The sequence below is a fragment of the Streptomyces sp. NPDC058195 genome, assembly GCF_042883525.1.
Lineage (GTDB): Bacteria > Actinomycetota > Actinomycetes > Streptomycetales > Streptomycetaceae > Streptomyces.
Genome location: NZ_JBHVVM010000001.1, coordinates 325,670 through 339,160 on the forward strand (window position 1 = coordinate 325,670; position 13,491 = coordinate 339,160).

A 13,491-nucleotide genomic window follows, 5' to 3' on the forward strand; every position below is an offset into this window, starting at 1 on the left:
TACGGCACATCCAGGTTGAGACACCTCGGCAGGAAGGGCCGTGCGCGCAGCGAACGGAGTGTACGGACGGTCGCACGCGACGCGGCGGGCGAAGGAAGCGAGGAACAGCCTTCATGGGGCGCCGACTCGTACCGCTCACACTGGACAATCTTTCCGACCTCCCCAGGCGCTGCCGCTCCTGTGTCTTCTGGGAACTCGATCCGGTCAGCGGGGAAGCCGCGGTGAAGGCGGGTACCCCCGAGCTGGCGAAGGAAGCCTGGATCTCGGCCGTTCTCCTGGAGTGGGGGTCGTGCGGCCGGGTGGTCTACGTCGATGATGTGCCGGTGGGCTTCGCCCTCTACGCGCCACCGGCCTATGTACCGCGGTCGACCGCGTTTCCCACCAGCCCGGTCTCTCCCGACGCGGTTCAGTTGATGACCGCTTGGATTCTCCCCGGCTACCAGGGGCAGGGGCTGGGCCGGGTCATGGTGCAGGCCGTCGCCAAGGATGTGCTGCGGCGGGGATTCAAGGCGATTGAGGCCTTCGGTGACGCCCGCTGGAAAGGGCCCGCCTGTCTGCTTCCTGCAGACCATCTGCTGGCGGTCGGGTTCAAGACCGTACGGCCGCACCCTGTTCATCCGCGGCTGAGACTGGAACTGCGGACCACGCTGTCCTGGAAGGAAGACGTCGAGCTGGCCCTGGACCGGCTGCTGGGCGCGGTGCAGAAGGAACCGGCGTTGCGGCCGCTGTGATCCCGGAGAACGGAACAACGTGAAACGGGTCCGCCCCCTCAGGGCCGGACCCGTTTCACGTGAAACATTGCCTTTATTCGGCGATGAAGTTCTCGAGGTCGCGGAGGATCGCGGCCTTCGGCTTGGCACCGACGATGGTCTTCGCGACCTCGCCGCCCTGGTAGACGTTCAGCGTCGGGATGGACATGACGCCGTACTTGGCGGCTGTTTCCGGGTTCTCGTCGATGTTGAGCTTGACGATCTCGATCTTGTCGCCGTGCTCGGCGGCGATGGCCTCCAGGGACGGCGCGATCTGACGGCACGGCCCGCACCACGCGGCCCAGAAGTCCACCAGCACGGGCTTCTTGCTGTTGAGGACATCCTCCTCGAAGGAGTCGTCGGTCACGTTCTTCAGGGCGCCGGCCACGGCGGCCTCCTTAACTGCTTGGGGTGTGTGGGGTACGAGGCGTGGTTCAGACGGCGGCCGCGGCGGCCTTCTCGTCGTCGGCGAGCGCAGCGAGGAAACGCTCGGCGTCGAGTGCGGCGGAGCAGCCGGTGCCAGCGGCGGTGATCGCCTGCCGGTAGGTGTGGTCGACAACGTCACCGGCGCCGAAGACACCGGTCAGGTTGGTGCGCGTCGAGGGGGCTTCGACCTTCAGGTAGCCCTCTTCGTCCAGGTCGAGCTGCCCCTTGAAGAGCTCGGTGCGCGGGTCGTGGCCCACCGCGATGAACAGGCCGGTCACCGCGAGCTCGGAGGTCTCGCCGGTCTTGGTGTTCCGAAGGGTCAGGCCGGACAGCTTCTGGTCGCCATGGACCTCGGCCACCTCGCTGTCCCAGGCGAACTTGATCTTCGGGTCGGCGAAGGCGCGCTCCTGCATCGCCTTCGAGGCGCGCAGCGTGTCGCGGCGGTGGACGATCGTGACCGACTTGGCGAAGCGGGAGAGGAACGTAGCCTCCTCCATCGCCGTGTCCCCGCCGCCGACCACGGCGATGTCCTGGTCCTTGAAGAAGAACCCGTCGCAAGTGGCGCACCAGGAGACACCGCGCCCGGAGAGAGCGTCCTCGTTGGGCAGGCCGAGCTTGCGGTGCTGGGAGCCGGTCGTCACGATGACGGCCTTGGCGCGGTGCACCGTACCGGCCGTGTCGGTAACCGTCTTGATGTCACCCGTGAGGTCCACGGCGACGACATCGTCGGGGACGAGCTCGGCGCCGAAGCGCTCGGCCTGGGCGCGCATGTTGTCCATGAGCTCGGGGCCCATGATCCCGTCCTGGAAGCCCGGGAAGTTCTCCACGTCGGTGGTGTTCATCAGCGCACCACCGGCGGTGACGGCGCCCTCGAAGACCAGCGGCTTCAGCGAGGCACGTGCGGTGTAAAGGGCGGCCGTATAGCCCGCAGGGCCGGAGCCGATGATGATCACGTTACGGACGTCGCTCACGGGTTTCTTCCTCGTCTCTGCAGACTGCCTACTGTCCACGCCTACTGGGGTCGGTTCAACGACTCTCACCCCACCCAACGGATCCTACGGGGGATGCATTCCCACCGTGCCGAGGCGGCGTACGGCGCGAGGTTCAGGGGCGCGCGTACGTATGCGTGAGCAGGAGTTCACCCATGCGTGTGGGCTCGTCGCGGACACAGGAGGCGTCGACCACGTACGCCTGCACACGGCTCGCATCGGAGGGATGAGGAAGGACGACGAGGAAGGCCGCTGTCCCTTCGTAGGTGCCCTCCTCCAGGGCCAGAGCCGGGGCATTGCGTCCGGTGCCGCGCTCCACACAGGGCGGGACAGAGATGGTGGGAGTACGCAGCGGTGTCTGGGCCGTCGTGCGCGAGTCGGCGGACGGCGCCTGCTTCTCGGACTCCGTTCCCTCCACCGCCTTCGGTTGCTTCGTATCGGCGCTCCGCAGAAGGGACTGCACCCGGCTTTCGAGCGTGGACTCCGCGAAGTCTCCTTCGCTGGTCGCTCCCGGCTCGGTCCGGTGGTCCGCTGCCTTGACGGCCGAGGAGTCGGGGGACGACTGGACGCTCTGCAGTATCAGGACGCTCACCCCGACCACCGCCGCTCCGAGAGCGGCACCGAGCACGGCCCGGCGACGGCGCCGTACGGGCCGACGGCCGGGACCGGTGGTGGCCCGGGGGCGTCCGGAGGGGCGGCTCGGGGAGCCGGTCTCTCCCTTCGGCTTCTGCGCTGCCGATGTCTCCGCCTCAGAGGCCGACGGCTCCGTTTCACGTGAAACATGCGGTGCCTCGGCGGCGAGCGCGGCATCGATGCGGGCGGCGACATCATCCGGCATGGGGTGCGGCGCGGGCACCGAGCCGAGCAGCTCGCGGATCTCGATGAGGGACGCATGGACGTCACCGCAGGGTTCACAGCCGTCGAGGTGCTCGCGTACCTCCGCCTCGCGCGGCGGCGGGAGCAGTCCCTCCGCCAGGTCGGAGATCTCCGTGACATCCGGATGCTGGGTCGTGCCGGTCGTTGATGTCATGTGCGCCCACCTCCGCCCTTCACTGAAGCGGGATCGCTTGTCCCCGCGTCTCTCGGCCCCGATGCCGGTGGGACGGCCGCACGTGCCGTCCGGTTCCTTCTTGCCGTGGTCCCGTCGGTTCCCGACACCTCACTGCGCAGGTGAGCCAGGAGTGGGGCCAGCCGGGCTCGCCCACGTGCGCAGCGGCTCTTCACAGTGCCTGTCGGAACGTCGAGGATGTGCGCGGCCTCGGCCACCGGATAGCCCTGCATGTCCACCAGGACGAGAGCGGCCCGCTGATCGGCGGGAAGAGTGGCGAGCGCGGCCAGCAGCTCACGGTGGAGATCCTGGCGCTCCGCCGGGGCCTCCGCGGATTCGTGCGGTTCGAGGAGCTGCTCGAACCGCTGGGCATCGTCGACCGGTGCGGTCCTGCGGGTGGCCGCCTTGCGGACCCGGTCGAGACAGGCGTTGACGGTGATGCGGTGCAGCCAGGTGGTGACGGCGGACCGGCCCTGAAAGGTGTGGGCGGACCGAAAGGCGGAGACCAGCGCGTCCTGGACGGCGTCCGCGGCTTCCTCACGGTCGCCCAGGGTCCGTATCGCCACGGCCCACAGCCGGTCACGATGGCGCCGTACGAGCTCGCCGAAGGCGTCCGGTTCTCCGGCCACGTGGCGAGCGAGGAGGTCTGAGTCGCTGAGTGGTTCCGACGGCTCGGAGGCCACCTCCCCTCCCTCCCTTTCACTGCGTCACGGTGCGCCTGTCTATCACGATTCGTGGGGGCGGGGCAGGGGGCGGAAGTGCTCGGGCCGATACGGAGGAAGGCGGGCTTCCGGTGTATGCGGGGCCGTGGACGTGCGAAAGGCCGGTGAGGCGCACCCTCACCGGCCTTTCGTGTCACTTGAGCACGGAGATCTCCGAGATCCCGCCACGGTAACCGCCCGTGCCGTCGGACGGCAGTTCGGTGACGTGGATCAGGACGTAGCGGGTCCGCACCGGCTTGGCCAGGGTCTGCTTCAGCTTGTTCCCTGTGACCGCGAGCTGGGTGAGGTGCTGCGGGAAGTCCGCGAGGGACGAAGGGGCGGCGGCGTCGGCACCGGCCGCGAGCACCTCCACCTTCTGCCCACTGCGGTACAAGCCGACCTCGATGGCGGAGACGTCCTGGACGCTGCCCAGGTCGACGACTATGCCGCTGCCGTCCCTGCGGGCCGGGAGGTTCCCGAAGTTCGCGTACCCCTGGTAGCGGAGGGTGACCCACGAGGTGCTCGCGTCGCCGTCGACGGCCTTCGAGGCGTCCTCCGGCTTGATGCCCGAGCCGCTGGGCATGAACTCCGTCGCGCCGGCGATCCTCAACGGCTTGGGCGGGGCCGGGGCCTTGTCGCTTCCGTCCTTGGGCGGAGTCTGTGTGGTCTCTTCGGACCCCGAGTCCTTGATGCGATTGATGAGCGTCTCGGCCAGCTGCCAGCTGCCGAGGCCCAGCGCGGCGATGAGCAGAGCGGACACGGCCCACTTGAGGGCCTTGCCGGTGCGGCTCTGGAGCGGCGGGGGTGGCACGGCGACGGGCTGCGGCGCGACGACGGGACCGGTCGCCGGACGGCCGTAGGAACCCTGCTGGTAACTGGTGCGCTGATACTCCGGAGGCGCTGTGAAGACGGGCTCCGGAGGACGGATGCGGGGCATCGCCGCCACGGCCTTGGCCAGCTCATCCGGCGTGGTGCACGGCTGCTCCTGCCGGGAGGCGGTGGCACCGTCATTGGCGAGGGCGCGCATCGCCAGTTCGGAGAGGCCGCGGTGGACACCGGCCCGCACCTGGTCAGGGGCGATCAGCCCGACGCCCTTGGGCAGCCCGGTCAGTCCGTACGCATCGTTCTCGTACGGCCAGCGGTGGGTCAGCGCGGCGTAGAGCAGCGCGCCGATCGCCTCGGTATCGGTCCGCTGGGGGCCCTCGGCGGTGATCCCGCGCAGAGCGGCGTTCACCGCGAGGCCGCGGATCCGGTACTGCCCGGTCGAGCTCCGCAGCACAGCCCCGGGGGTGAGCCTCAGATGGGCGAGGCCCTCCCGGTGCGCCGCCGCCATGGCCTGGGAGACCTGGCTGACGAGCTGGTACGCGTCGTGCGCGTCCATCGGACCCGAGGCCAGCAGCGAGGTCAGCTCGGTGGCGTCGGGCAGCCATTCGTGGACGACGTAGACGAGGTCGCCCTCCTCCACCGCGTCGAGAACCTGCACGAAGCGCGGGTCACCGAGCAGTGCGGCGGAGCGGGCCGCGGCCAGCACCGAGCGGGCGCGCGGGTGATCGGCGGGGAGCAGATGGACGCCCACCGCGCGACGCAGCTTCTCGTCGACAGCGCGCCAGCTGCTGAAGCCGTCCAGCCGGGTGACGCACTCCTCCAACCGGTAGCGCTTGGCGAGCTTGTGCCCGCTGTGCAGATCGGGGGCGTCCAGGGAGATCTCGGAACCGACGTGTTCACCATCCGTGTCCTGCGGCTTCTTGCCTGCGGTGTCCTGGGCTTCCGTCGTCCCGTCGGTCGTGGTCTCGTCCGCCTTGGCGGCCAGCGGCTCATCGCCGCTGTTGTCGGCCACGTCGACGGCAGCCGTGCTACGTTCCGCCACCGTCGTTCCTGCCTCCCCATCCGTTGCGCGATGCCAGCCAGCTCTGCACAGTTACGCCAATTGTGCCCACACTCCGGCGCTATCCACGACACGCCAGGGGCGCTGATGGTTGTGCGGCCGGTGTTCCTCAGCGGCCGAGCCGTCCCCGGACCATGCCGACCATGCCGTTGATCTCCTCGATCCGCATCCGCTTGGCGGCGACGAAGAAGACTCCGAGCAGCACGACTCCGCCGCAGATCAGCGCGGCCAGTGAACCGACGGCACCTTCACCGAGCCCCGACAGGACGGCGAAGCCCACGCCGCCGCCGAGAATCGCTGCCGGGACCGCCGCCAGGCACAGCCGGGCGTAGGTCCGTACGACATGGGCACCGTCCAGGTCACCGCCCAGGCGATTGCGCAGCCGCCGCCAGGCCACCCCCACGCCGACGGCGTAGGCGAGCCCGTACGCGCCGGCCATCCCGACCACCGCCCAGCGGGCGGGCAGGACCACGTAGCAGAGGGCCGAGACGGCCGCGTTGACCGCGGCGACGATCACCGTGTTGTAGAAGGGCGTGCGGGTGTCCTCGTACGCGTAGAAGCCGCGCAGCACCACGTACTGCACGGAGTACGGGATCAGGCCGAGACCGAAGGCCATGAGGATGAAGCCCATGGAGCGGGCGGCTTCGGTACCGGCGGAGGCGTACAGCAGCGTGCACATCGGCAGGCCGAGCGCGAGGAAGGAGAAGGCCACCGGCACGATCGCGACGGCGGAGTTGCGCAGCCCCTGGGAGATGTCGTCCCGGACGGCACCCGGATCGTCGTCATGGGCGGCGCGGGAGATCCGGGGCAGCAGGGCGGCCATGACCGAGACGGTGATGATCGCCTGCGGCATGCCCCAGATCAGCTGGGCGTTGGAGTAGGCGAGGAAGCCGGTGCCGTCCTTGCCGGACAGCTTGCCAGCCGCTGTCGCCAGCTGCGTGACGACGATCACGCCCGCCTGGTTGGCCAGCACGAACAGGACGGTCCACTTGGCCAGCTTGATCGTCTTGCCGAGCCCGTGGCCCTTCCAGTCGAACCGGGGACGGAACCGGAAACCGGCCTCGCGCAGGTACGGAATCATGGCCAGGGCCTGGACGACCAGTCCGAGCAGCGTGCCGATGCCCAGCAGCCGGATGCCCTCCGGCGGAATGGTCTGCACACCCATCTTGGACTCGGCGGACGTGCCGTAGACCCAGATGAACATGCCGAACGTGAAGATCATCACGATGTTGTTGAGGACCGGGGTCCACATCATCGCGCCGAACTTGCCTCGGGCGTTGAGGATCTGGCCCATGACGACGTGCACGCCCATGAAGAAGATGGTCGGCAGGCAGTACCGGGCGAAGGTCACGGCGACGCTGTTGGCCGCCGCGTCCTGGGCGATCGTCGGCGACATCATGTGAATCAGCCACGGAGCGGCGAGGACCGCGATCCCGACGATCACTCCGAGCGCCACCATGACGAGGGTCAGCAGCCGGTTGGCATAGGCCTCGCCGCCGTCCTCGTCGTCCTTCATGGAGCGGACGAGCTGAGGTACGAAGACCGAGTTCAGGCCGCCGCCCACGGTGAGGATGTAGATCATCGTCGGCAGCGTGTACGCGATGGTGAAGCTGTCGCCGAGCAGCGCCGCACCGAGCGCCGCGGTGATCACCAGGCTGCGGACGAAACCGGTGAGACGGGAGACGAGCGTGCCCGCCGCCATCAGCGCGCTGGACTTCAGCAGGCCGGAGGCCCGGCCGCCGGACTTGGCCGGAGCGGGCGCCGGAGCGGGCTCGGGCTCCGGGGGAACGGGAGCGGACCCGGCCGGCCTCTCCTGGTCGCGGAAGAGGTGCGCGAAGGCGTCCGGCTGCTCACCGTTGCGCGAGGCCTCGCTGACGAGGTCGTCCACCCCGACGAACTCGGTGGTCGCCGCGTGGTCGCCGTACGGAAGATGCCGCGAGGGGCCGTCCGGCTCGGGCGGAGGCGTCTGGGCCCAGATCCGGGGGTCGGGCGGGTACTGGGCCGCGGGCGGCTGCTGGTAGAGCGGATGGGGCTGCTGGTACGTGCCGGGGGGCGGCGGCGGGTGCGCTGCCCGGTCGTACAGCGCCTCGCTCACCGGGTCCTGGACCGACAGGTCCTGCGCGCGGTAGGGGTCGCGGTCGTAGGCGTCCTGCAGGTACGGGTCGGGCGGCGGGACCTGGCCGGGGCCGGGAGGCGGCGGGACCTGGCCGGGGCCCGGAGGCGGCGGGGGCCCGCCGGACGGCCCGCCGCCGCCCGCACCCTGACCGCGGTCACCGTCGTACGGCGCGTTCATCGAAACCCCACCTCATCGTCCCCGGCCGACCGGCCACGACAGACATCGCTCAACGTTCCACTTTCTCACCCGAGGACGACGGCTCCCCGTTTTCCGGACCGGTGTCCGGAGTCGGGTCACTCGGCTGCCCGGGTTCGCCGCCGTCGTCCCCGGCGGCGCCTCCCGCGTTGGCACGCTTGCGGTGGGTGTACATCCTGATGCCCGCGAGGACCAGGAGCAGCAGCCCGCCCGCGATGACGAGCAGCACGGTCGGGGTGAGCTCGGAGACCTTCACGGTGAAGGTCATCTCACCGCCGTACGGTGTGCCGTCCTCGGTGTAGAGCTGCGCCGTCATCTGTACCTGGCCGTTGACGTTCGCCGCCGCGTCGAACTTCACGGACTGGCTGTGACCGGCGCCGATCCGGATCGGCTGTTCCGCCACCGCTCCGCCGTCGTTCAGCTTGAGCCGCGTCGCGTTCTCCGACTTGAGCCGGAGGACGAGATGGTCCACGCCCTGCAGCAGCCTGTTCTGCACGGTCACCGGGATCGTGGCGCTGCGGCCGGACAGGGTGACGTCCGACTTGGAGATGAGCTGGACCTCGTTGATGAGGTCCTGGAGGTAGCCGCGTACCGAGTCCCGGTACAGCTGGGCCTCCAGTGGGCGGCCCCGCCAGGACGTCGACATGGAGCGGTTGAGCGCGTTGCCGAAGGGGGTCACCACCCGCTCGGGCTGGGTCAGGATGACCTGGAAGTTGTTCAGCGAGGTCTGCGTGGACTTGATGTCCTGGAAGGCCTGGGTGGGCAGCTCCTGGCGGCGGAGCTTCTTCGGGTACTGCGAGCCGCGCGGGACGTCCGTCGTCGCCTCGGCGTCGGGCGTCGCGTCGGCCGCGTCGACCAGGCCGACCGGCTGAGTCCAGCGCCCGTCGTCGAGTGCCTGAAGGGCGCGGGCCATCGACTGCGCCTGGGCCACGGAGGGCGTGCGCTGGGGCGCGACGACGATGCTCCGCTCCTCATCCGTGTCCTGCGCGGTCAGTGCGAGCGTCTGGGCGAGGAACTTCTGGACGGCGAGGGTGGACTTCCCGGCCTTCGACATGTCGCCCTGAAAGGCCGTGGAGAGCCGGGCGTCGGCGACGACCGCGGTGGTGCCGTTGCCGATCGGCCGGGCGGCCGTGGGGGTGTACCGCAGGTTGCCGGTCTCCTGGAGGCTGTCGCTGCGGGCGATCACCTTATGGGCCCCGGCCGAGGTGGCGACATCGACGATCGACGGGTCGATCGCTCCGTCGACGGGCCAGGCGAAGTCGGTCGACGGCTTCACGTGGAGGATGGTCTGCACCGTCGTCCCGGCCACTTCGGTGGCGGTCTGCAGATGGCTGAGGGTGCCGGAGACGGTCTTCCCGCGGTGTGCGATGGAGGCCAGGTCGGGGTCGGCGAACGGCAGCGCGACGACCCGTCCGTCCGACACCGCGGATTCGAGGGCGGTGAGCCACCTCTTGGCGACGGCCTGGTTGGTCCCGGCCACGGTGGTGTCGCCGGACTTGACGCGGTAGTTCCCCGTCATCGCGTCGACACTGGCCAGCAGGTCCGGGTCGATCACCCAGGTCACCGGCAGGCCGCTGCCCAGGGACACCAGCTGCTCCAGCCGCCCGCCCGGGGCCAGCTCGTCGGCCAGGCCGTCGTCCGCGAACACCGGCGTCTGCTGATCGTCGGTGCCCGTCTCGGCGGTGACATGGGCCGACGCGATGAGCGGCCAGAGATAGGTGAGCTTCGTCCTGGTGTCGCGCTCCTCCTCCTGCCAGGGCAGGAAGGTGCGCTCGATTCCCAGCACCTGCTGGTACGGCGCACGGGCGGTCTGTCCCGACAGGGAGACGCCGAGCTGGTAGACCCCGTCGTCACTCAGCCCGAGCTTGCCGACCGGGACGGACAGCGTGAAGTCCTGGCTGATCCCGGAGCGGAGTTTCGCGAACTTCACCGTGTACTTGCCACCGAGCGGAGCGGGATCGCTGCCGAACGCGAAGCCGGTGCGCCCGGCGACGTCGTCGATCTGCGTCCGGCCGAGACCCTTCGGGCCTACCCGCAGGTCGACCTCGGCGTCCGTGACGGTGTCCTTGCCCCGGTTGGTCACGGTGCCGGAGATGGTCAGGGTGTCCCCCTTGACCGGGGCGCTCGGAGCCAGGGTGTTCAGGGACACGTCCACCGTTCTGGACCCGGAGGGGGCCTTGGCGGTGGCGTCGGCAGGAGTGGCGGACGCGGTCGGTCCGGCCAGGAGTGCCGCGATGAGAGGTGCCCCGGTGACCAGGGCGGCTGTGCGCCGCAGCCACCGGCGGGCAGGAGAGGGATCGATCCCCTGAGTGTCTGCCGCCTCGGCCACGCGCCTACCCGTCCCTCGTCGTCGTCAGCTGGTGTCGATGCTTGTCGGTTGTTGCGTCCACGCATGGTAACGATGTACGAGGGCGCCAAGTGCTGGGGAGTTCGCTACATGATCGGAAGAGTCTCGCAGGGCGGACGATATCCAGGGCGACCGGGCCGGTCCGGGCACGTACCCTTTTCTGTTGTGTCGAACGCCAATGAAGACAGCTCCCGTGCCCTGACCCAGGTGCAGCACCGCGCAGTCAGCGAACTGCTGCGCGTGTCCCCGGTCGCCGACGACCTCGCCCGCCGTTTCCAGGACGCCGGTTTCGGTCTCGCGCTGGTCGGCGGCTCGGTCCGGGACGCGCTTCTCGGCAGGCTCGGGAACGACCTGGACTTCACGACCGATGCCCGCCCCGAGGCCGTACTGAAGATCGTCCGGCCGTGGGCCGACGCGGTCTGGGAGGTCGGGATCGCCTTCGGCACCGTGGGTGTCCAGAAGGACGGCTACCAGATCGAGGTCACCACGTACCGCTCGGAGGCGTACGACCGGACCTCGCGCAAACCCGAGGTCTCCTACGGCGACTCCATCGAGGAAGATCTCGTCCGCCGGGACTTCACGGTCAACGCGATGGCCGTGGCGCTCCCGCAGAAGGAGTTCGTCGATCCGTACGGCGGCCTCGACGACCTGGCGGCGCGCGTCCTGCGTACCCCCGGAACACCCGAGGAGTCGTTCTCCGACGACCCGCTGCGGATGCTGCGCGCCGCCCGTTTCGCGGCGCAGCTGGACTTTGACGTCGCTCCCGACGTGGTCACCGCGATGACGGAGATGGCCAGCCGCATCGAGATCGTCTCCGCCGAGCGGGTGCGGGAGGAGCTGAACAAGCTGCTGCTCTCCTCGCATCCGCGCAAGGGTCTGTCCCTGCTCGTCGACACGGGGCTGGCACAGCAGGTGCTGCCGGAGCTTCCTGCCCTGCGACTGGAAAGTGACGAGCATCACCGTCACAAGGACGTCTACGAGCACTCGCTGACCGTTCTGGAGCAGGCGATCGACCTGGAGAAGGACGGCCCCGACCTGACGCTGCGCCTGGCCGCCCTCCTTCATGACATCGGCAAGCCGCGGACCCGCCGCTTCGAGAAGGACGGGCGCGTCTCGTTCCACCACCATGAGGTGGTGGGGGCCAAGATGGTCAAGAAGCGGATGACCGCGCTCAAGTACTCCAACGACCTGGTCAAGGACGTCTCGAAGCTGGTGGAGCTGCATCTGCGCTTCCACGGTTACGGCGACGGTGAGTGGACGGACTCCGCGGTCCGCCGGTACGTACGGGACGCTGGTCCGCTGCTGGAGCGGCTGCACAAGCTGACCCGCTCGGACTGCACGACGCGGAACAAGCGCAAGGCCGCCGCGCTCTCCCGGACCTACGACGGGCTGGAGGAGCGCATCGCGCAGCTGCAGGAGCAGGAGGAGCTGGACGCGATCCGTCCTGACCTGGACGGCAACGAGATCATGAAGACCCTGGGCGTCGGCCCCGGTCCGGTGATCGGCAAGGCCTACGCGTTCCTGCTGGAGCTGCGACTGGAGCACGGGCCGCTGGGGCACGACGCGGCGGTCGAGAAGCTCAAGGAGTGGTGGGCCGCCCAGGACTGAGGCCGGTCACTGAGGCGGATCAAGGTGCGGTTTGCCGTGGTGAGGGAGTGCCGGGCGGGCCATGTTTCACGTGAAACATGGCCGCGCTCCGGGTGGGAGGGCCGCTGTTTCACGTGAAACAGCGGCCCTCCCCGGTGGGGGCCTGTTCGGTCCGCCCCCACCGGAACAGCAGCATGGCGACGGCCGCGTAGATGACCGCCACCCCGCCCACCACAGCGACCGAGCGACCGTCGGGCGGCAGCAGCAGTGCGGCCACCGCGGCGGCGCCCACGAAGGCGACGTTGAACAGCACGTCGTAGAGGGAGAAGACGCGCCCGCGGAAGGAGTCCGCCACCGAGGTCTGCACCACGGTGTCCGTCGCGATCTTCGCGCCCTGGGTGACCAGTCCGAGGACGAACGCTGCGACCAGCATCGGCAGCGGAACGAACCAGAGCCCCAGCGCCGGTTCGAGTACGGCGGCCACGGCCGCGCACACCGTCATCCAGCGGAGGCGGCCGAGCCGCCCTGCCGCCCAGGGCGTCAGCACGGCCGCCGCGAAGAATCCCGCGCCGGAGACCCCCACGGCCAGCCCGAGGAGGGCCAGCCCCTCGGATTCACTCTCGGTCCAGGCGTACCGGCACAGCATCAGCACCGTCACGGTCAGTGCTCCGTAGCAGAAGCGCATCGCGGTCATGGCGGCCAGCACCCGGGCCGCCTGCTTCCGCGCCGCCAGATGGCGCAAGCCGTCGGCCAGCCCCCGTGCGGTGATGGCCAGTGCTTCACTCAGCCCGGCCCGCGTCCCGTGCCGGTCCGGCCCGAGCAGCCCGGTCGCCAGGGTCAGGGACGCCAGCGCCGAAGCGAGGTAGAGCGCCGCGCCCAGCAGTACCACCGCGGCGTCGGAGTCGGCGAGCAGCAGCCGTACGGCGAAGGCGAGGCCGCCGCCCGCGGTGGCCGCGAGCGTACCGGCGGTCGGCGAGAGCGAGTTGGCCAGCACCAGCCGGTCGCGGTCGACGACACGCGGCAGCGCGGCAGAGAGACCGGCCAGGACGAAGCGGTTGACCGCGGTGACGCACAGCGCCGAGACATAGAAGAGCCAGTCAGGCACGGCGCCGAGTATGAGGAGCGCGGTGCAGCAGGCGAGCGCGGCCCGCAGCAGATTCCCGTACAGGAAGACCTGGCGGCGCGGCCAGCGGTCCAGCAGGACACCGGCGAAGGGGCCGACGACCGAGTAGGGCAGCAACAGCACCGCCATCGCGGAGGCGATGGCACCCGCCGAGGCCTGTTTCTCCGGCGAGAAGACGACATGGGCCGCCAGGGCCACCTGGAAGACACCGTCAGCGGACTGGGAGAGGACACGCACCGTCAGCAGGCGGCGGAAGTCCCGAAGGCGCAGAAGAACGCGCAGATCACCGACGACGGCCATGCGGTCAAGAGTCACATACGTTGAG

At 69.7% G+C, this 13,491-nt stretch carries 10 protein-coding genes; 2 read left to right on the top strand and 8 right to left on the bottom strand.

Translation table 11 applies throughout. The annotated features are described in order from the left end of the window. Positions 1-113: 113 nt before the first annotated feature. Positions 114-731: a GNAT family N-acetyltransferase gene (locus tag ACFVWY_RS01500; protein ID WP_389866007.1), complete on the top strand. Its 618-nt coding sequence runs from the start codon at positions 114-116 to the stop codon at positions 729-731. Positions 732-804: 73 nt separating this feature from the next. Here ACFVWY_RS01500 and trxA read toward each other — a convergent pair whose 3' ends face one another. From trxA to ACFVWY_RS01535, 7 genes are all read right to left on the bottom strand, one after another. Then, positions 805-1,137, bottom strand: a complete 333-nt coding sequence (gene trxA, locus ACFVWY_RS01505) for a thioredoxin (protein ID WP_389866009.1) — start codon at positions 1,135-1,137, stop codon at positions 805-807. A 46-nt stretch (positions 1,138-1,183) separates the two neighbouring features. Next, the gene (gene trxB, locus ACFVWY_RS01510) at positions 1,184-2,146 is read right to left on the bottom strand and encodes a thioredoxin-disulfide reductase (protein ID WP_389866011.1); all 963 of its coding nucleotides are present in this window, start codon (positions 2,144-2,146) and stop codon (positions 1,184-1,186) included. 133 nt (positions 2,147-2,279) lie between these two features. Beyond that, positions 2,280-3,194, bottom strand: a complete 915-nt coding sequence (locus ACFVWY_RS01515; RefSeq protein ID WP_389866013.1) for an anti-sigma factor family protein — start codon at positions 3,192-3,194, stop codon at positions 2,280-2,282. After that, complete coding sequence (sigM, locus tag ACFVWY_RS01520; RefSeq protein ID WP_389866015.1) at positions 3,191-3,895, bottom strand: RNA polymerase sigma factor SigM; 705 nt, start codon at positions 3,893-3,895, stop codon at positions 3,191-3,193. The genes ACFVWY_RS01515 and sigM overlap by 4 nt, the downstream gene beginning before the upstream one ends. Positions 3,896-4,067: 172 nt before the next feature. Next, the gene (locus ACFVWY_RS01525; RefSeq protein WP_389866017.1) at positions 4,068-5,780 is read right to left on the bottom strand and encodes a protein kinase family protein; all 1,713 of its coding nucleotides are present in this window, start codon (positions 5,778-5,780) and stop codon (positions 4,068-4,070) included. A gap of 127 nt (positions 5,781-5,907) precedes the next feature. Then, a complete protein-coding gene (murJ, locus tag ACFVWY_RS01530) occupies positions 5,908-8,091 on the bottom strand; it encodes a murein biosynthesis integral membrane protein MurJ (protein ID WP_389866020.1) in 2,184 nt (727 codons plus the stop codon). 49 nt (positions 8,092-8,140) lie between these two features. After that, positions 8,141-10,438, bottom strand: coding sequence for a DUF6049 family protein (locus ACFVWY_RS01535; protein WP_389866021.1), 2,298 nt, complete (start codon positions 10,436-10,438; stop codon positions 8,141-8,143). 183 nt (positions 10,439-10,621) lie between these two features. Here ACFVWY_RS01535 and ACFVWY_RS01540 point away from each other — a divergent pair, with 183 nt between their 5' ends. Continuing rightward, complete coding sequence (locus tag ACFVWY_RS01540; RefSeq protein WP_389866024.1) at positions 10,622-12,064, top strand: CCA tRNA nucleotidyltransferase; 1,443 nt, start codon at positions 10,622-10,624, stop codon at positions 12,062-12,064. A gap of 109 nt (positions 12,065-12,173) precedes the next feature. Here the strand turns inward: ACFVWY_RS01540 and ACFVWY_RS01545 are convergent, their stop codons facing one another. Then, complete coding sequence (locus tag ACFVWY_RS01545) at positions 12,174-13,466, bottom strand: MFS transporter (RefSeq protein WP_389866027.1); 1,293 nt, start codon at positions 13,464-13,466, stop codon at positions 12,174-12,176. Between the last annotated feature and the right edge of the window lie 25 nt (positions 13,467-13,491).